Origin of the sequence: Apibacter mensalis (genome assembly GCF_001418685.1) — a bacterium.
In the GTDB taxonomy this organism is placed as follows: Bacteria; Bacteroidota; Bacteroidia; order Flavobacteriales; family Weeksellaceae; genus Apibacter; species Apibacter mensalis.
In genome coordinates this window covers 39,317-60,554 of record NZ_LIVM01000005.1, presented here as the reverse complement: position 1 = coordinate 60,554, position 21,238 = coordinate 39,317, and the positions used below count along the sequence as shown (strand labels likewise).

At 32.7% G+C, this 21,238-nt stretch carries 14 protein-coding genes; 7 read left to right on the top strand and 7 right to left on the bottom strand.

Features of this window, described 5'->3' with window-relative positions; all coding sequences use genetic code 11:
* Window positions 1-7 precede the first annotated feature (7 nt).
* Window positions 8-775 (top strand): class I SAM-dependent methyltransferase, encoded by a 768-nt coding sequence (locus tag ASC36_RS04580; protein ID WP_055425314.1) that lies wholly within the window; start codon window positions 8-10, stop codon window positions 773-775.
* A 42-nt stretch (window positions 776-817) separates the two neighbouring features.
* Window positions 818-1,369 carry an RNA methyltransferase gene (locus tag ASC36_RS04575; RefSeq protein ID WP_055425313.1) on the top strand — a complete coding sequence of 184 codons (552 nt, stop codon included), beginning with the start codon at window positions 818-820 and terminating at the stop codon, window positions 1,367-1,369.
* A 194-nt stretch (window positions 1,370-1,563) separates the two neighbouring features.
* Here the strand turns inward: ASC36_RS04575 and ASC36_RS04570 are convergent, their stop codons facing one another.
* Window positions 1,564-2,535 carry a deoxyhypusine synthase family protein gene (locus ASC36_RS04570; protein WP_055425312.1) on the bottom strand — a complete coding sequence of 324 codons (972 nt, stop codon included), beginning with the start codon at window positions 2,533-2,535 and terminating at the stop codon, window positions 1,564-1,566.
* A gap of 35 nt (window positions 2,536-2,570) precedes the next feature.
* The gene (locus ASC36_RS04565; RefSeq protein ID WP_055425311.1) at window positions 2,571-3,635 is read right to left on the bottom strand and encodes a TerC family protein; all 1,065 of its coding nucleotides are present in this window, start codon (window positions 3,633-3,635) and stop codon (window positions 2,571-2,573) included.
* 169 nt (window positions 3,636-3,804) lie between these two features.
* On the opposite strand from ASC36_RS04565, the gene ASC36_RS04560 reads away from it, so the two are divergent.
* Genes ASC36_RS04560 through ASC36_RS04540 form a run of 5 tightly spaced genes read left to right on the top strand, consistent with a single transcriptional unit; the run spans window position 3,805 to window position 7,605 of the window.
* The gene (locus ASC36_RS04560) at window positions 3,805-4,278 is read left to right on the top strand and encodes an Lrp/AsnC ligand binding domain-containing protein (protein ID WP_176696535.1); all 474 of its coding nucleotides are present in this window, start codon (window positions 3,805-3,807) and stop codon (window positions 4,276-4,278) included.
* A 25-nt stretch (window positions 4,279-4,303) separates the two neighbouring features.
* Window positions 4,304-5,047: a deoxyribose-phosphate aldolase gene (deoC, locus tag ASC36_RS04555; RefSeq protein WP_055425310.1), complete on the top strand. Its 744-nt coding sequence runs from the start codon at window positions 4,304-4,306 to the stop codon at window positions 5,045-5,047.
* Entirely contained in the window at window positions 5,047-5,865 is an 819-nt protein-coding gene (locus ASC36_RS04550) for a 3'(2'),5'-bisphosphate nucleotidase CysQ family protein (RefSeq protein WP_055425309.1), read from the top strand. The genes deoC and ASC36_RS04550 overlap by 1 nt, the downstream gene beginning before the upstream one ends.
* A gap of 30 nt (window positions 5,866-5,895) precedes the next feature.
* A complete protein-coding gene (locus ASC36_RS04545; protein ID WP_055425308.1) occupies window positions 5,896-7,038 on the top strand; it encodes a hypothetical protein in 1,143 nt (380 codons plus the stop codon).
* Window positions 7,039-7,068: 30 nt separating this feature from the next.
* Window positions 7,069-7,605, top strand: a complete 537-nt coding sequence (locus ASC36_RS04540; protein ID WP_055425307.1) for an adenine phosphoribosyltransferase — start codon at window positions 7,069-7,071, stop codon at window positions 7,603-7,605.
* A 66-nt stretch (window positions 7,606-7,671) separates the two neighbouring features.
* Here ASC36_RS04540 and ASC36_RS04535 read toward each other — a convergent pair whose 3' ends face one another.
* The 5 genes from ASC36_RS04535 to rpoB form a co-directional block, all read right to left on the bottom strand.
* Complete coding sequence (locus tag ASC36_RS04535) at window positions 7,672-9,252, bottom strand: SusD/RagB family nutrient-binding outer membrane lipoprotein (protein WP_055425306.1); 1,581 nt, start codon at window positions 9,250-9,252, stop codon at window positions 7,672-7,674.
* A gap of 14 nt (window positions 9,253-9,266) precedes the next feature.
* Window positions 9,267-12,464 carry a SusC/RagA family TonB-linked outer membrane protein gene (locus ASC36_RS04530; RefSeq protein ID WP_055425305.1) on the bottom strand — a complete coding sequence of 1,066 codons (3,198 nt, stop codon included), beginning with the start codon at window positions 12,462-12,464 and terminating at the stop codon, window positions 9,267-9,269.
* Between the two features lie 224 nt (window positions 12,465-12,688).
* Window positions 12,689-12,991, bottom strand: coding sequence for a DUF3467 domain-containing protein (locus ASC36_RS04525; RefSeq protein WP_055425304.1), 303 nt, complete (start codon window positions 12,989-12,991; stop codon window positions 12,689-12,691).
* Between the two features lie 16 nt (window positions 12,992-13,007).
* Window positions 13,008-17,282, bottom strand: a complete 4,275-nt coding sequence (rpoC, locus tag ASC36_RS04520) for a DNA-directed RNA polymerase subunit beta' (RefSeq protein ID WP_055425303.1) — start codon at window positions 17,280-17,282, stop codon at window positions 13,008-13,010.
* Between the two features lie 60 nt (window positions 17,283-17,342).
* Window positions 17,343-21,167: a DNA-directed RNA polymerase subunit beta gene (rpoB, locus tag ASC36_RS04515; RefSeq protein WP_055425302.1), complete on the bottom strand. Its 3,825-nt coding sequence runs from the start codon at window positions 21,165-21,167 to the stop codon at window positions 17,343-17,345.
* Between the last annotated feature and the right edge of the window lie 71 nt (window positions 21,168-21,238).

Genomic DNA, 21,238 nt, shown 5'->3' with positions numbered 1-21,238 from the left:
TTAATTAATGAAGCAAGTATTTAAATTTTTTTTGAATTTAATTCCCAGACCTATACTCATTAAGTTCAGCTATATTTTTAGCCCTTTTTTTTCGTGGTTTTACAGAGGAGATAAATACTTAGATCCTATAGATGGTAAAAAATATCGAAAATTTTTACCGTATGGATATGACAAACCTAGAGATAATGCTTTAGCACCCGGAACCTTATCACTTGAAAGGCATAGGCTCATGTGGTTGTATTTGCAAAATGACACTAATTTTTTTTCATCTTCATTAAAAGTTTTAAGCATTGCTCCGGAGCAATGCTTCCTGAAAAGATTTAAAAGATTAAAAAATTTAGAGTACATAACAGCCGACCTTTATTCCCCAATTGTAGATGTAAAAGCAGATATCTTGGATTTACCCTTTAAGGACAATGAATTTGACGTAATTTTTTGCAATCATGTATTAGAACATATAGAAAATGATACCAAAGCGATGTCAGAATTATATAGGATCATGAGGCCGGGAGGATGGGGGATTTTTCAAGTACCTATGAGATATGGATACGATAAAACCTACGAAGATTTTTCGATAACAGATAAAGAAGAAAGGAAAAAACATTTCGGTCAATACGACCATGTAAGATGGTATGGGATGGATTACTTTGAACGATTAGAAAAAGTAGGTTTCCAAGTGGAACAGGTAAAGTATTATAAAACTTTATCAAAAAGTGAAATGGAAAAATACGCATTATCAAAAAATGAGATTTTACCGGTTGTAAGAAAAAGGTAGGAATAGAGTTACTTCTTTAGATCAATTAATAACACTGAAAATATGCATAAGCAGGCAAAAATAGAGAAATTAAAATTAGAATCATTAAACAGAAAGTCCATAGAAGTATATAAAGAAAGTAAAAAAATTCCTGTAATCGTATTGCTGGATCAAGTTCGATCCATGCATAATGTAGGATCGGTTTTCAGAACTTCGGATGCCTTTGCTATAGATAAAATTTATTTATGCGGGATTACTCCTTGCCCTCCCCACCGTGAAATACAAAAAACTGCTTTAGGAGCTACTGAAAGTGTAGAGTGGAAATATCAAGAAAATATAAGTGAATTAATAATCAACTTAAAAGGCCAAGGGTATAGTATTGTAGGTATAGAACAAGTAAAAGGAAGTATTTTATTACAGGATTATCCAATAAATAAGCAACAAAAGTATGCTTTGATTTTTGGAAATGAAGTAGAAGGAATTAGTGACCATATACTCGATTTAATTGATGTATTTGTAGAAATACCTCAATCAGGAACTAAGCATTCTTTAAATGTTAGCGTTTGTGCGGGAATTGCACTTTGGGAATGGTACCATAATCTTTTTAATAAATGAAAAGTATTCTTGGTTTAGCTAAGAACTTAGTAATAAATAAAATGGTTTAGTATTATTCAAAATAAATAGAACAATAGAGATCAGACAAGGATAAATTATTTTTTTTAAGATAATGTTTTGATATTGTGGAATAAAATAAAGTTCGAAATTTGCGTTCCGAACTTTATCTTTATTATATAATTATAATTTTATTCTTACATTTCGAGTATGTACGCAAATACTAATGGAGCTACTATAGTAGCATCACTTTCAATTATAAATTTAGGCGTATTAATATCTAATTTTCCCCAAGTTATTTTTTCATTAGGAACAGCACCTGAGTAAGAGCCATAGCTGGTTGTAGAATCAGATATTTGGCAGAAATAACTCCAAAACGGAACATCTTCCCATTCTAAATCCTGATACATCATAGGAACTACGCAAATAGGAAAATCACCAGATATACCTCCGGCAATTTGGAAAAATCCAACTCCTTTACCTCCTGAATTTTGGCGATACCACTCTGTTAGATATATCATATATTCAATACCCGTTTTCATGGTCGAAGCTTTCAAATTCCCTTTGATCACATTAGCCGCAAAAATATTTCCCATAGTACTGTCTTCCCAACCCGGAACTACAATAGGTAAATTTTTTTCAGCAGCAGCCAACATCCAACTGTCTTTAGGATCTATTTCGTAATATTGTTTTAAAACTCCCGAACGAAGCATTTGATACATATATTCATGCGGAAAATATCTTTCACCTTTATCGTCTGCATCTTTCCATATTTTTTCAATATGTTGCTGAATGCGTCGAAAAGCTTCTTCTTCAGGGATACAAGTATCAGTAACACGATTTAAATGATTTTCAAGTAACTCCCATTCTTGTTGAGGAGTTAAGTCGCGATATTCAGGAATTCTTTTATAGTGAGAATGAGCTACCAAATTCATGATATCTTCTTCTAAATTGGCTCCTGTACAAGAAATGATGGATACCTTATCTTGGCGAATCATCTCTGCCAAAATTTTCCCTAATTCAGCAGTGCTCATCGCACCTCCCATAGTAATCATCATTTTACCCCCATCTTTGAGATGAGCTACATAACCTTTAGCAGCATCTACTAAGGTTGCAGAATTAAAGTGTAAGAAGTATTTTTCAATAAATTCCGAAATAGGTTTATTCATTGTAAATTCTGATTTTATTTTAAATTATTAAACATTTATTCTTTTTTTTTAGGAAAGGCGAGTGAAAGTAATACTGAAACTATGAGTACACCGGCCACCACTCCTAAAGAAACTATTGACGATATATGAATAAAAGGAGCTATCAACATTTTTACACCTATAAAACTTAATATAATGGCTAATCCATATTTTAATTTACTGAACATATACATAAAATTAGCCAATAGAAAGTAAAGAGATCGTAATCCTAAAATGGCAAATATATTGGAAGAATATAAAATAAACGGGTCATTAGGTGCAATAGCAAAAATAGCAGGTATGGAATCCACAGCAAAAATTAAATCAGTGAATTCTATAATAACTAAAGCAGTAAATAATGGGGTTGCCAATTTAATACCATTTTTTATGGTAAAAAATTTACTTCCGTCCAATTCATCAGATACCTTAAAAAATCGTTTTACAAAACGTGCCCCGAAACTTTCATTAAGATTTTTTTTATTGGAGTTATCCTCATCTTGGGATGTCCATGAATGAATTCCTGCGTATATAAGAAAGAATCCGAAAATAGTTAAAATAATATTAGGTCTGAAAAACAGCATTTGAGTATAATTCGCATGTTCTGTGTTTTGCTGGTCTAATATAAAATGAAAATTACCGATTGAAAAAGGAGGGAGATAGGTCTTATTAATCATTTCTACGCCAAGGAAGATAAAAATAGCACGAAAAGCCAGTGCTCCTATAATACCCCAAAATAAAATTTTATGTTGATATTCTTTAGGAATTTTAAAAAAGCTGAATACCATGATAAATACAAAAAGATTGTCAACGGATAATGCTTTTTCTATCCAATAGGCAGATTGAAATTGAGAAAATTTTTCTAAGGCAAATTTCTGCCCGTCAGCCCCTTTAAAAACAAAATAAATTATACCACTAAAAATCATGGCTAATGATATCCATACCGCAGACCATATAGCAGCTTCTTTATTAGAAACAGCATGAGATTGTTTATTGAGAATTCCTAGATCAAGAAGTAGCATAATAATAATCGAAACCGCGAATATGGTAATTAATCCTGGATGATTAAGCATATTGTCCTGCATGTACAGCTATTTAAAATTATTAATCCCAAAGGTACTTATTTTTAAATACAAGGGCAAAAAGTAAAAAACAATTTATATCCACTTAAATCATATAATGTTCTTTATTGATATAAAGGATAAAATATTAAATTGTATAATATTAATTTAGTATTTGTAATTTTACAAAAAAATGAGAGTATCAGACATACATACAATAGAATTAGATGGCATTGATAAAATCATTTTAAAAGCTTTAATGGAGAACTCAAAAATTCCTGTTACAAATATAGCCAAACAGGTAGGAGTTTCCTCTACAGCGATCCATCAAAGAATTAAAAAACTGGAAAAGGCAAAACTCATAGAAGATCCGGTTACACCATTAAATTATAAATTATTGGGATACAAAACTACCGCCTATGTCGGAATTTTTCTTGAAAAATCTGCACAATACAAAGAAGCCATAAAAAGTATGATGAAAATTCCTGAAATTATTGAAGCACATTTTACAACGGGAAATTATGCTATTTTTATCAAAATATTGTGTAAAGATAATGATCATCTTATGTCAGTATTAAGAAATGAGATACAAAATATAAAGGGAATTGAAAGGACTGAAACGATTATTTCTTTAGAACAAAGCATTTCACGACAAATTATACCTTAAAAGTACACTTAAAATTATAAGATAAATGGACATTAGAGAATATTTAGATTCAACTTACCTTAAATTATCATCTCAAAGCGGATTGACTGAAGAGCAAACCTTGGAAGAAGTTAAGAAGCTAACTGAACAAGCAATTGAAAATCATTTTTATTTAGTTATGATTCGTCCTGAATACATCAAAAAAGTGAAAGAAATGATTCTAAAAGTTGATTCTGAAGTAAAAGTGGGGACCGTAATTGGATTTCATGAGGGGAGTTATACAATAAATGAAAAAGTAGCAGAGGCGCAAAAAGCTATTGAGAATGGGGTGGATGAGTTGGATTATGTAATTAATTATGAGGCTTTTAAAATGGGAGATATTGATTTAATTAAAAATGAGTTTATAACAGGAACCTCATTAGGATTAAAAGCATCCAAAGTGGTAAAATGGATTATAGAAGTTGCAGCATTAACCGATGAACAAATTAAATCTATTTGTTCATATTTTTCCACCTGGGCTCAAGAAAACTTTGAAAAGAACGATTTTGGTAAAATTTTTGTAAAATCTTCTACCGGTTTTTACAAGGCAGAAGAAGGTAAGCCCAATGGAGCAACTTTCCATGCGATGGAAATTATGCTTAAATATTCTCAACCCCTTCCGGTAAAAGCTGCAGGAGGAGTTAGAACTTATGATGAAGCGGTGAAAATGATTAAAATGGGAGTGAAAAGAATAGGAACTTCCTCAGCAAAAGCCTTATCTGAAAAAGGTAATACTAATGATTCATACTAATGAAAAATTTAATAAATATAGCACTAAAAGCCGCTATAGAAGCTTCTAAAGAAGTACATAAAATATATGAAGAAGGCTTTTCAGTTTCCATAAAAAAAGATCAATCACCTGTAACCACGGGTGATCTTACGTCGAATGAAATTATTACTACTTATTTAAAACAAACTTCTATTCCCATTTTAAGTGAAGAAACGGAACATGAATCTGAAAAGGTTATGGCAGGTTGGAAAAGATATTGGTGTGTAGATCCAATTGACGGAACTAAAGAATATGTGAATAAAACAGGAGAATATTGTATATCTATTGGTTTGCTGACGCAGGAAACTTCCTTACTTGGAGTTTTGGCTGCTCCCTCCATGGAGTTGTTTTATTTTGCAGCTGAAGGTTTGGGAAGCTATAAATGGAATGAAAAATATGAGAATTTATATGCTTTATTGGATGAAAAAAATCTTAGTGAAAAAATATTGAAAAATTCAATCCAATTACCAATAAAGTCAGACTTAAAAAAATATACTATTTTAACAAGTCGTTCCCACTATAGTCCTGTTGATGATGACTATATCAACAAAATAAAATTACAGCATTCTGATATGGTTGCTTTTCAGATGGGCAGTGCCATTAAAATTGGTCTAGTGGCAGAAGGAAAAGCAAATGAATATGCTCGATTAAGTCCTATTAATTTTTGGGACATTGCAGGCGGACATGCCATTGCGAAATACGCCGGATTGCAAATCATCGACTATAAAACTAAAGCACCAATTACTTATAAAAATTTTTCATCATTAAAAATTTCTGGATACATCGTTAAAAATATTTAATGTATTTTTACCTATGATAAACGTACTTTTATGAGAAATATATTTTTGATGGGGTTAACCTTTATTTTCTTATGTTATTCTTGTGAAAAAGAATACAAGGTAATTGATGGGACATCTAAGGAAACCTTTACTCAAAGTGTAAAATCGATATCATCCAAATTGACTATTCTTCAACAAGATAAAATCCAAGAAGCGGTTAAACTGATTTATAAGTTTAAAACAGAAGGCTCAGATGAAGATAAGAGATGGGAACAGTTATATACACTACTTAATGGAAAAAATGCTGAACAAATTTTCGATATGGCTGAAGAGATAGCTAAGAAAAATAAAATCCCTTGGACCAGCATTTCCATGAATTCTGTGGATCCATCTGTTTTCGATAAAGACTTAAAGCCTTTAACAGAAGCTGAGCAAAAACTCAAACAAATTGAAAAAGCAACTCGTATCAATCTTCGTTATGCACCTATTAACAAAGATGATAAAATAAACGATGGGTTTTATTTATATCCCGAATTAATAGATGATTCAGGAGCAGCAGTTTCTTATACTGATTTACCACTCAATTTATCTATATCATTTATAAATAATGGAAACATAGTATATGTAATTCAAAGAGAAGTTAATTCTTCGCAAGTGGGTAATCCTTCTTTGATGAAAGGTATTAAGATTTATTATTCTCTATTTGATAATAAAAAGTTATTTAATTCATCCCTTGATGTTGAAATTAAAATCAAAGCAGAAGATAAATACCTGTATGGTAAGCTCTCAGGTATTCCTATTGATTTATCTAAAACAAGAGATGCATCTACCCCTATAGAGGATGAAATTAATAAGCAGGTTGCATTGGATAATGTTAAAAAATTTATACGATTTATTGGTAATAAACAATATTCAGAAGCTTATAACTTAACACAGAATCCTAAATGGATTTCTTTAGATCAATTTTCTTCCACCACTAATGGATTTGGGACTATTGATGCCACTAATTTAATAAACGCTCAATCAGGAGAAAAAAATGAAAATAGGCAAATGGTTAATGTACAATATCAGATAAAAGATATTAATGGTAAAGTAAAAACTTTAACTCAAAATTTTATTTTAAAAAAAGTTAAAGATAATTGGTTGATAACAAATACAGTAACTAAAGAAATAAAAGAAGATACTTGGAAATAAAGTTTTCAGGTAAAATTAAAAATTAATTGCATGAAAGAATTAAGTTTAAGTCAAGAAATAGATTTACATATTGATAGAGTTCAAGATTTTCCTAAAGAAGGTATTCAGTATAAAGATATTTCTCCATTATTTTTAAATTCAGAATTATGTACTAAAATAGTAAGAACATTTGCTGATTTAAGTAGAGGAAAAATTGATGCCGTTTGTGGTATTGAGAGTAGAGGATATTTATTTGGTGTACAAATTGCCAGAGAGCTGGGTCTCCCATTTATATTGGTGCGTAAAGCAGGAAAATTGCCCCCACCGGTAATTTCCCAAGAATATAATTTGGAGTATGGTAATGCAATAATTGAAGTAAAGAAAGGATATATTAAGCAGGGACAAAGAATTCTTATCCATGATGATGTTTTAGCAACAGGAGGTACAGCTTCTGCATGTGCTAAATTAGTGCAAAATTGTGGTGCTGAAGTATCACAATTTAGTTTTATACTTGGACTTTCCTTTTTAGGAGGTATAGATGAATTAAAAAAGTATACACAAGATATACATTTGTTGTTAGAGTATTAATTAATTAAAATAACGCTCTGTTTAACAAAAAACAGAGCGTTATATATATGAAAATTTAACTAAGCATCAATTTACATCCCAAATTAATTTGGTTTTCATATTATCAGGTCCTCCTAAATTTTTAACAGCTTCATTATAATTTTTTGTATTTTGAGTTGAAAGATGAGAAGGATAAGGAATACGAGTTGGTAAATCGTACATATCATTAACTAATGGTTCAAAAGTATAAGTAGTTCCTGCAGGATTTTTATTATATGCAGGAAGAGTATGCGAGTGTTTAGGTAATAACAAAGTTTTAGGAAATCCGGTTCTTCTATATTCAGCCCAAGCTTCATGTGGTTGCATATAGAGTGCAATATATTTCTGGGTAAGTACGTTTTCTTCGTTTGCTGATGGCAATTTATTTAAAAAGTCTGCTTGATCTTGGGTTGATACCCCCCATTTATCAAGGGATGCTATTACACCATTTTGGTAATGAACATCATCCCAATTATTTAATTCTGATAATATAAATTCAACTTCCGCATATTCCATAAGTACTTCCCCTCTATCAACATGTAAGACATCGTAACTAGGAAAAGAAATAGTGCCGGAAGTAAACACCTCTGATGCCATTCCACTTGTAATACCGTAAGGCATTCCCTCATAGTCATTTAAATTAGTAGAAGATTTATAAGTATTATTTTTAACATCATCTATACTTGCTATTTTAGGAGAAGAGAATTTATAAAGTCTGGGATCTACGGGGAAATTGCCTATTTTACCTTTTAATAAGTCAATAAAGGTATTAGTAACTGCAAAGTCCGTTCTATTTTTAACGAAATAAGCTCTCCACATTGGGTTAGCATCTGATGTGGTCGATCCATAGGCGAATATAGCGTTATCATCATTGGATGTAAATACTCCCTTTGAAATCGCATCATTGGCATCGGTTAATGCTTCAGGTAAAACATTTTTTAAACGATTAGCTAATCTTAGACGTAAAGAATTGGCAAATTTTTTCCATTTTACTGCGTTTCCTTCATACATATGATCCCCTGTAGTAACTTTTTCTGAAGGATCAAGTTGCTCTGAAGCTTCTCTTAATTCTTTTAAAATATCTTTATATATATTTATTTGAGAGGCAAATTTAGGAGTTTTATACTTTTCAACCTGTAGTGCTTGAAAATCAGGATTAGATTGCCCACCATAAGACCAATAGGGAACATTTCCATAGGTATCTGTTAGTTGCATAAATAAATAGCTTAACATAATCCTTGCAATAGCAATCTGGTTGTTTATAGCTCCAAATTGTACGTTGGTTAACGGATCAGCTTCTACCAATTCTATGGAAGTTTTAAGATTTTCAGCAGCGCGATAATAATCTTTCCATAAGTTTTGATTGGCTCCGTCTCTATATTGATATCGATCTTCTTCCGTATAGTTTACCTGACACCAATACTGTATCCATGGAAGAACCATTCTTCCGGATCCCCATTCATCTCTGGTATTATCAATTAAATATCGGCTACCAAATCTAAAAGTGGTGTAACCTGGTACCTTTTCCGAATTATTGGGGTTTGTATTGATATTTTCAAAATCATTGTCGCAAGATATAGCGGCAGATAGAAAAAATAGAGAAGCTATATAGATGGTTATTTTTTTCATATTGAATATTTTAATTAGAATTTAACTTGCACATTAATTCCAAAAGATCTAGTTGTAGGCATGGATCCTCCTTCAATTCCTGAGGCATTTCCACTACCATAATTAGCTACTTCCGGATCCATGGATTTCCAGTCTAATCCCCATACAAATAAATTCCTGGCAAATGCTGAAAAGGTAATGGAATTAATATAATCACCTAAATATTGAGTAGGAAGAGAATAAGCTAGCGATAATTCACGCAATTTGATATAATCTGCGTCAAAAACATTTTGGGCAGTAGGACCACTAAAAAAATGCTTAGAATAATCCGATGCTGAGACCCTAATATCATTAGGATTTCCATCTTCTTTAACACCATCTACAATAATACCATTTTCTCTAATTCCATTGGCCGCAGTTTCAGGTAATATTCCGGAGCTCATTCCCCACATATGAGTAGTTGAAAAATACTTACCACCTTTTTGCCAATCAACTTGAAATCCTAAACTCCAATTCTGATAAGATAAAGTATTTCTAAAACTCATATTAAAATCGGGAAGTATCGATCCTAATGGTACGTTTTTATCTGTTTTTAAGTATAAACCATCACTCCCCACTACTTTTTTTCCATCCTTATAAACAAAATCTGTCCCGTAAATTTGTCCGTATCTGTATCCCGGAAGAGCAACCACAAAAGCATTAAAAGGTGCTTTTGCTATGGTGAGTGAACTTAAATCCTCACTCAAAGATTTGATTTCGTTATCAGATTTTGAAAAATTATAATTAAAATCCCATCTAAAACTTTCTTTTTTAATTGGAACTATGTTCAATGATACTTCAATACCTTTATTTACCAATTTTCCAGCGTTCATAATTGCATAGTTGAAACCTGCTGAACCGTCTAAAGGTACTTTGGTTATTAAATCTTTAGTCGTGGTCTGGTATAAGGAAATATCACCATTAAATCTGCTTTGGAACATTTGAAATTCTAATCCCAATTCATAAGATTCCAATTTTTCAGGTTTCAATTTGTCTGTTTTTGCTACAGTTGTCAACCAAAACCAAGGATCTTTTATAAATAAGCTACCGTAATCTGGATCCTGATCCTCATCTATATTGTAAAATGTATTGATGATTTGATAAGGATCTGTATCATTCCTTACTTCAGAATATCCACCTCTAATTTTTAAAAATTCCAACCAATTGCTGGTAAGATATCTTGTAACTACAAAACTGGTTGCAACAGAAGGATAGAAAAAGGAATTATTTTTAGAAGGTAAAGAAGAAGACCAGTCATTTCTACCAGTTGTTTCTAAGAATACAAAATTGTCATATCCTAAACTGAATGAATAAAACAAACTATTTACTCTTTTTTTCTCTTTCTTATTCATAACTAAAGAAGGTTCTAATGAATTATTAAGATTATACCAATCTCTTATAATTAATCCTCCTTTGGTTTTTCCATTCATAAGTCTATATCTATAATCTCTTCGGTTAGTTCCGGCAAAAGAATTAAGTGAGAAGTTACCGATATTTTTGTCATAATGCAAGGTTGCTTCATAATTTACATCCGTGTATTTTCTTTCCGAAATTTTAAATTCAGAAAGTGAATGAGATCCTACCGCTATCCTATTTTCTGTATGAGAATTGTAAGTATCAAGCATTACTTTTCCGTTTACATACATATTTTTTGTAATGTTATAAATTAATCCGGCAGTACCATATAAGCGGTCTCTATTGTCTTGGTTAGTATTTTTGTTTACAGTCCAGTAGGGGTTGTCTGAATATGCAGGTTTTGAATCATTCCATGCTTCCCTGTTCCATGTTCTTTGGGTGCCATCGATTAATTCATATTTTTGAAGGTCTTTGTAATCTAATGAAGTTTGTCCAAAATGAAACATTTTTTGTATAATACTATTATTTCCATATCCGACTGTAGGTCTATTAAATCCTTTTGTCGAAGTATAAGCTGCAGAAGCGTTTATTTTTAAATCTTCAGATAATTTGGAATTCAGATTCATGGATAATGAATTTTTGGTTAAGTCTGAATTTGGAGTTATTCCTGATGATTTGGTGTTATTATATCCTAATCTTATATTAGTATTTTCAACACTTCTGCTAAATGATATGCCGTTATTGTATGTTACGCCGGTCTTAAAATATTTTTTGTAATCATTTTTAGGATAAATCCACGGCTTTGCAACTAAGTAATCGTTTGAAAATTCAGGATCAAATGCATTCCAATGTAAAACTTTCACATTAGGATCGTACTTTGGACCCCAAGATTCATCGGTTCTATAATCAACTACCAGATAATCAATGCCATTTATATTTTTAGTTGCAAACGTATTGCTTCCACCTCCACCATATAATTTTTGTTGATGAGGCATTTTATACACTCTGTCAAATGTTACCCCTGAATTAAAAACAATCTCAGTTTTACCTCTCTTTGCTTTTTTGGTAGTAATCATAATTGCTCCATTCATAGCTCTAGATCCATATAGAGCTGCAGCTGTGGCTCCTTTAAGTACGGATATATTTGCTATATCGTCGGGATTTATGTCGCCAAAAGAATCTCCATAATCAATTCCACCGGCACCTCGTTCAGTATTTTTTGAATTAATGTTTTGATCGATTAAGGGTATACCGTCTACAACTATAAGAGGCTTATTAGATTGAGAAAGCGATCTCATCCCTCTCAGTCTTATTTGTGTTGAGCCCCCCATGGTCCCACTGTTGTTTATGATTTGTAGTCCCGAAACTTTTCCAGAAAGTGAGTTGATAGGATTACTTTCTCTGGTTAAGGAAAGATCATCACCATTCACTGACTGGGTCGCATAACCCAATGACTTTTTTTCTCTTGTTATTCCTAAAGCAGTCACAACAACTCCTTCAATTACTGTTTCTTTTTTTTCTGCAGCCTCTTTGTTTTCTGGATTTAAGGGCTGAAGAACAACATCATAGAAACTTTGATCTTCAACGACAAAACTCGCTGTTTCATCATCAAATGATAAAATTTCAATTGTTTGACCAGGCTCTGCATCAATTGAAAAATTTCCTGAGTTGTCAGTATAAGTTTTTTTGGTAGTTCCTTGTATTGTAACAGAAACATCAGCTTGCGGCTGACCGTCACTCCCAAGAACTTTCCCGCTAATCGTTTTCATCTGAGCCCAGGCAAAAGCAGAACCCAAGAAGATAAACGAAAATCCTAAGAAAATCCGTTTTACTCTCATATCTAATACATTAATTTATCATATCAAATATATAATTTATTTTTTAATTATCTCAAAATAATTGTTAAATAATTACATACTTGACAAATTAACTCATGTATTTAGTTTTCTATACTATAAAAGTATATCCCTTTTATGATGTTAATTATTAGTGTATAAGCAAAGAAGCCGAGGTTTACCTCGGCTTCTTTGCTTATATTAAATAATCTGTTGACTTAAGCAATTTAAGCTTGACCTTTAGGGCTAAAATTTAAATGGTAAGTATCATCTTTAACAGTACCAAACTGTTGTTCGAACTTTTGAATATTATCAGTTAAAGCTGTTAATAAGCGTTTAGCATGTTCGGGTGTTAATATGATTCTTGATTTAACTTTAGCTTTAGGTACACCCGGCATAATTTGTATAAAATCTACTACGAACTCAGTCGGAGAATGATTTATTAATGCCAAATTTGAAAAAACACCGGAAGCTACTTCATCCGTCAATTCAATATTTAAGTCTTGTTGATTCTGATTTTGATTTTCCATTTCAAATTAGTTTTGTTTAAATTTTTTCGGTTATGATCTCGTCAAATTCTTTATTAGAACCTACAACAACATTTTGATATTCTGTTAAACCTGTACCTGCAGGAATTCTATGTCCTACAATTACATTTTCTTTCAATCCATTAAGGTAATCAATTTTACCTGCAACAGCGGCTTCATTTAAAACTTTAGTTGTTTCTTGGAAGGAGGCTGCAGAGATAAATGATTTAGTTTGTAATGATGCTCTTGTAATACCTTGAAGTACAGGACTAGCAGTAGCCGGAAGAGCTTCTCGTGCTTCTACTAATTTCTTATCTTCACGTTTTAATTTAGAATTTTCATCGCGAAGTTCTCTTGAAGAAATAATTTGTCCCGCTTTTAATTCCAAACTGTCTCCAGGTTCTGTAATAACTTTCATTCCGAAAATACGATCATTTTCTTCAATAAAATCAATTTTATGTTCTAAATTTCCTTCCAAGAATTTGGTATCTCCGGCATCAACAATTTCTACTTTGGTCATCATTTGACGAACAATAATTTCAAAATGCTTATCATCAATTTTTACCCCTTGCAATCGGTATACCTCTTGAATTTCATTCACCAAATATTCCTGTACGGCAGTAGGTCCTTTGATATTGAGAATATCATTAGGAGTTATTGCACCGTCAGATAAGGCATCTCCTGCATGTACGAAGTCATTTTCCTGTACAAGAATCTGATTAGATAATTTAACCAAATATCTTTTAATTTCACCGCTTTTAGACTCTATAACTATTTCCCGATTACCTCTTTTTATTTTACCATAACTTACTACCCCATCAATTTCAGATACTACTGCCGGATTGGAAGGATTTCGCGCCTCAAACAACTCGGTCACACGAGGTAATCCACCGGTGATATCTCCGGCTTTAGCTGATCTTCTTGGAATCTTCACTAATATTCTACCTGCCTTAATTTTTTCACCGTCATTAACGATAAGATGCGCTCCTACCGGTAAATTTATTGATTTTAATTCGTTCCCTTTAGTATCTAAAATCTTTAAGGTAGGAATAAGTTTTTTATTTCTTGATTCTGAAATAACTTTTTCTTCAAACCCTGTTTGCTCATCTATTTCCAATTGATAGGTAGATCCTTGCTCAATCTGTTCGTATTCAATCTTACCTGCTGTTTCTGAAAGTATAATTGCATTATATGGATCCCATTTACAAATGGTGTCTCCTTTCTTAACCTGGTCACCGGATTCAACTAATAATGTGGAACCATAAGGTATATTGGTAAGCATTTGAATATTTCCTTCAGCATTTAATAATTTAAATTCTGTAGAACGGGAAACAACAATTAAAACTTTATTTCCGTTTTCGTCTTCACTTTCAACAGTTCTAATATCATCAAATTCAACTTTACCATCTCTTTTAGCAACAATGCTGCTTACTTCTGCTACGTTACCTGCGGTACCCCCCACATGGAAGGTTCTTAATGTGAGTTGAGTACCCGGTTCACCAATTGATTGAGCTGCAATTACTCCAACTGCTTCTCCTTTGTTTATTAGTTTATTAGTTGAAAGGTTTACACCATAACATTGGGCACAGATACCTTTTTTAGATTCACAAGTTAAAGGCGAACGAACTTCAACAGATTCAATTCCGGATTGTTGAATTAATTTTGCTATTTCAGAAGTTATCAATTGATCAGCTTCTATCAATAGCTCATCCGTATCAGGGTGATATATATCGTGAAGAGATACACGTCCTAATATTCTTTCGGATAGCGGTTCTACAATTTCATCATTCTTTTTTAATGGAGAAATTTCAATACCTCTTAATGTTCCACAATCTTGCTCATTTATAATAACATCTTGCGCAACATCCACTAGACGACGGGTTAAGTATCCGGCATCTGCAGTTTTTAATGCGGTGTCTGCCAATCCTTTACGAGCTCCGTGGGTTGATATAAAGTACTCTAGAATGGAAAGTCCTTCACGGAAATTAGAGATAATAGGGTTTTCAATAATTTCTCCTCCGGATGATCCTGCTTTTTGAGGTTTTGCCATTAATCCTCTCATTCCTGCCAGCTGTCGAATCTGTTCTTTCGATCCTCGTGCACCGGAATCAAGCATCATATATACAGAGTTAAAACCACCTTTGTCAGTTTTCATCCTTTGCATGATTAAATCTGTTAATCGAGCATTGGTATTAGTCCATACATCAATTACTTGGTTATATCTTTCATTATTGGTAATTAATCCCATATTATAGTTTGCCCTGATTCCATCTACTTGCTCATTAGCTTCCTGAATCATAATTTTCTTTTCTTCAGGAGTTTTAATATCACCTAAGCTAAATGATAGTCCACCTTTAAATGCAGTAGCATATCCTAAAGTTTTCATATCATCTAAAAACTTAGCCGTAGTAGGGAAATCGGTTCGTTGTAATATAGTACCAATAATGTTACGTAATGATTTTTTAGTTAATACTTCATTAATGAAACCTACTTTTTTCGGTACGATTTTATTAAACAACACACGTCCTACTGTGGTTTCAATCATTTTTTCAACTAATTCATCGCTTTCAACAACTGTTGCTTTTACTTTGATAATAGCATTTAAATCAATTGCTTTTTCATTATAAGCGATGTCTACCTCCTCAGATGAATAGAAAATAGAGCCATGACCTTTCACCTTAATTTCATCTGTAGGTGTTAGTGGTTTAGTCATATAATATAATCCTAGCACCATATCTTGTGAAGGTACCTGAATTGGGGAGCCGTTAGCCGGATTTAAGATATTTTGTGAAGCCAACATTAATAATTGTGCTTCCAGTATAGCTTCAGGACCTAAAGGTAAGTGTACTGCCATTTGGTCTCCGTCAAAGTCCGCATTAAATGCTGTACAAACCAAAGGGTGGAGGCGAATAGCTTTACCTTCAATCATTCTAGGTTGGAAAGCTTGAATACCTAAACGGTGTAGGGTAGGGGCGCGATTCAATAATACCGGATGTCCTTTCATGACATTCTCCAGAATATCGTAAACTACCGGTTCTTTTCTTTCAATAATTCTTTTTGCAGATTTTACAGTTTTTACAATACCTCTTTCAATGAGTTTTCGAATGATAAAAGGTTTATAAAGCTCTGCAGCCATATCTTTAGGAAGCCCGCATTCATGAAGTTGAAGGGAAGGTCCTACAACAATTACCGAACGAGCGGAATAATCTACCCGTTTACCTAATAAGTTTTGACGGAAACGTCCTTGTTTTCCTTTTAATGAATCTGACAGCGATTTTAGGGGTCTGTTAGATTCAGATTTAACCGCAGATGATTTTCTGGTATTATCAAATAAAGAATCTACGGCTTCTTGAAGCATACGTTTTTCATTACGTAAAATTACTTCAGGAGCTTTGATTTCAATTAATCTTTTTAAGCGATTGTTTCTAATAATAACCCTACGATATAAATCATTTAGATCAGAAGTAGCAAAACGTCCACCATCTAAGGGAACTAACGGACGTAAGTCCGGAGGTATTACAGGTATTACTCTCATGATCATCCATTCAGGTCTATTGATACGACCATTGGAATTTGCATCTCTGAAAGATTCAACTACTTGTAATCTTTTTAACGCTTCTGTTCTTCTTTGTTTGGAGGATTCAGTGTTAGCTTTATGTCTTAATTCATAAGACAAAGCATCCAAATCTATTCTTTTTAATAGCTCTTCCAAACATTCTGCTCCCATTTTGGCAACAAATTTATTCGGGTCTGAATCATCTAAATATTGATTTTCAATCGGAAGTGTTTCTAATATATCTAAATACTCCTCTTCCGTTAAAAACTCAAGATGTTCCAATTCTTCACCATTTAATTTTTTAGCTATTCCTGCTTGAATAACTACAAAACGTTCGTTATAGATAATCATATCCAATTTTTTGGATGGAATACCTAATAAATATCCTATTTTATTTGGTAAAGAACGGAAATACCAGATATGTGCCACAGGCACTACTAAATTAATATGTCCGATTCTTTCACGTCTAACTTTTTTTTCCGTTACTTCAACTCCACATCGATCACAAACAATTCCTTTGTAACGTATTCTTTTATATTTCCCGCAAGCACATTCATAATCCTTTACTGGGCCAAAAATTCTTTCACAAAACAAACCGTCACGTTCAGGTTTATGAGTCCGATAATTTATTGTTTCAGGTTTTAAAACCTCTCCTCTGGATTGTTGTAATATACTTTCCGGAGAAGCTAATCCGATTATAATTTTACTAAATTTGCTAGTTCTAAGTTTAACTGCCATTATTTTGTATTCAATTAAATTGAAAAAAATTTAAATTTATTAAGATTAAATAAAAAATTACTAATCTTCTAATCTCACATCTAACCCTAAACCTTGTAGTTCATGTAAGAATACATTGAATGATTCAGGTATACCCGGTTCAGGCATTGGTTCACCTTTAACAATAGATTCATAGGCTTTAGCTCTACCTATTACATCATCAGATTTAATTGTTATAATTTCTCTTAGAATGTTTGATGCTCCGAAAGCTTCTAAAGCCCAAACCTCCATTTCTCCGAATCTTTGACCTCCAAACTGTGCTTTACCTCCTAACGGTTGTTGAGTAATTAATGAATACGGTCCGATAGAACGCGCGTGCATTTTGTCATCAACCATATGTCCTAGTTTCAGCATATAGATAACTCCTACAGTAGCTTTTTGCTCAAAACGTTCACCAGTACCGCCATCATATAAATATGTAGTACCCCATTGAGGTACTCCGGCTTCTTTAGTAAGCTCATCTATTTGTTCGGAAGTGGCTCCATCGAAGATAGGAGTTGCAAATTTTTTACCTAATTTTTTACCGCACCAGCCTAAGATAGTTTCATAAATCTGACCTATATTCATACGAGATGGTACTCCTAATGGGTTAAGAACGATATCTACCGGTGTTCCATCTTCTAAAAATGGCATATCTTCATCACGTACTATTCTTGCAACGATACCTTTATTACCGTGACGACCTGCCATTTTATCTCCAACATTTAATTTACGTTTTTTAGCTATATAAACTTTTGCTAATTTTACAATACCGGCCGGTAATTCATCTCCAACAGAAATAGTATGTCTTTCTCTATTTAGTGAACCTAATAAATCGTTATGTTTTATTTTATAATTGTGAAGCAGTTCTTTAATAGAATTGTTTTTATTTTCATCTAAAGTCCAATTTTCTCCGGCTAAATTAAAATAGTCATCAATGCTAGATAAAAGTTTCTGAGTGAATTTTACTCCTTTTGGTATTACCTCCTCATTTAAGTCATTATAAATTCCTTGCGAAGTTTTACCATTTAGAAGAACATATAATTTTTCTAATAATTGACTTTTTAAATCATTAAGTTTTACTTTAAATTCAGCTTCTAATTGTTCAATTTTTAGTTTTTCATCACCTCTTTTACGTTTGTCCTTAATATTACGTGTAAATAATTTTTTATTAATTACAACACCTTTTAATGAAGGTTCTGCTTTTAAAGAGGCATCTTTTACATCACCGGCTTTATCTCCAAATATGGCACGAAGTAATTTTTCTTCTGAAGTAGGATCTGACTCTCCTTTAGGGGTAATTTTACCTACTAAAATATCTCCTGGTTTAACTTCTGCTCCAATTCGAATCATTCCGTTTTCATCAAGGTCTTTAGTAGCTTCTTCACTAACGTTAGGAATATCCGGTGTTAGTTCTTCCATTCCTAATTTGGTATCTCTAACTTCTAATGAATATTCGTCAACGTGAATAGAAGTAAACCAATCTTCACTAACTGCTCTTTGATTAATAACAATCGCATCTTCGAAGTTATATCCTTTCCAAGGCATGAAAGCTACTAATAGGTTTCTACCTAAAGCAAGTTCTCCGTCTTCAGTTGCGTAACCCTCTGTTAAAACTTGTCCTTTAGATACTCTGTCACCGACTTTAACGATGGGCTTAAGCGTGATAGAAGTACTTTGATTGGTTTTTCTAAATTTAGTTAATTTATATGTTTTACTTGCAGAATCAAAGCTTACTAATTCTTCTTCTTCGGTTCTGTCGTATTTAATAGTAATAATATTAGCATCAACATATTCTACTATACCTTCGCCTTCCGCATTAATTAAAATACGTGAATCTTTTGCTACTTGGAATTCTAAACCGGTTCCCACAATAGGGGCTTGAGGTTTTAATAAAGGTACAGCTTGACGCATCATGTTGGAGCCCATCAATGCACGATTTGCATCATCGTGTTCTAGGAAGGGTATTAATGAAGCGGAAATACCTGTAATTTGATTAGGCGCAACATCCATTAAATCCACCTTTTCAGGTTCTACAACCGGATAATCAGCTTCTTCTCTGGCTACAATTCTTTCATCAAGAATTTTCCCTTCACTATCCATGTGGATGTTCGCTTGAGCAATAATTTTCCCTTCTTCCTCTTCAGCTGTTAAATATTGAGGTTCGGACTCTAAATCAACTTTACCATTTACAACTTTTCTATATGGGGTTTCCATAAATCCTAAGTCATTAATTCGAGCATAACAGCCTAAAGAAGATATCAAACCGATATTGGGACCTTCTGGGGTTTCGATAGGACAAATTCTACCGTAATGGGTATAATGCACATCTCGAACTTCGAATCCGGCTCTTTCTCTTGATAGACCTCCTGGACCTAATGCAGACATACGTCTTTTATGCGTAACCTCAGATAATGGGTTAGTTTGATCCATAAATTGAGATAACTGATTAGTTCCAAAAAAAGAATTGATAACAGAAGTTAAGGTTTTGGCATTGATTAAATCAATAGGTGTGAATACTTCGTTATCACGAACGTTCATCCTTTCTTTAATAGTTCGTGCCATACGAGCTAAACCCACGCCAAATTGACCGGCTAACTGTTCACCAACTGTTTTAACACGCCTGTTAGAAAGGTGATCGATATCATCAACTTCAGCTTTTGAATTGATTAATTCTATCAAGTATTTAACTATTGCGATAATATCGTCTTTTGTCAAAACTTGAATCTCTTCAGAAATATTTAAACCTAATTTTTTATTAATTCTGTAGCGACCTACTTCACCTAAAGAGTATCGGGCATCTGAAAAGAATAATTTATCTATAATACCTCTTGCTGTTTCTTCATCAGGTGGTTCAGCATTACGTAATTGACGATAGATATATTCTACAGCTTCTTTTTCGGAATTGGTAGAATCTTTTTGTAAGGTATTATGAATAATAGAAAATTCATTACTGTTTTCTTTATGAACTAAAATAGTTTTAATTCCTGAATCAATAATTAAATCAAGATGTTCCTTTTCTAAAACAGTTTCACGGTCAAGGATAATTTCATTTCTTTCAATTGAAACTACCTCACCGGTGTCTTCGTCAACAAAGTCTTCAAACCAAGTATTTAAAACTCTTGCAGCCAACGTCCTACCTAACATTTTTTTAAGGTTGGATTTGTTAACTTTTACTTCTTCAGCAAGATCAAATATTTCTAATATATCTTTATCACTTTGATAACCGATTGCACGAAGCAAGGTTGTCATCGGAAGTTTTTTCTTTCTGTCAATGTAAGCATACATCACACCATTAATATCGGTAGCAAATTCCATCCAAGACCCTTTAAAAGGAATAATTCTGGAAGAATATAATTTAGCACCGTTGGCATGATAAGATTGTCCAAAAAATACACCAGGTGAACGATGTAATTGGGATACCATAACTCTCTCAGCACCATTTATAATAAACGAACCGCTTGGTGTCATATAAGGAATAGGCCCTAAATATACATCTTGAACTACTGTTTCAAAATCTTCATGTTCAGGGTCTGTACAATATAATTTAAGACGTGCTTTGAGTGGTACACTATAAGTTAATCCTCTTTCAATGCATTCTTCAATAGAGTATTTTGGGGGATCAACAAAATAATCTAAAAATTCTAAAACGAACTGATTCCTAGTATCAGAAATAGGAAAATTTTCAGTAAATGTTTTAAAAAGTCCTTCGTTTTTTCTTTGATCAGGACGGGTTTCTAATTGAAAAAAATCCTGGAATGATTTAACCTGTATATCCAGGAAATCAGGAAATTCAATTTGTCCTTTAGAGTGAGAGAAACTAAATCTCTTTGGGTTTTGAGTCTTTGACGCCAATGATTTACTCATATGATATATTAAAATCTTTAAAACACAAATAGGCTTAGACCTTACCAATGTTAAATTGGAGGCCTAAACCT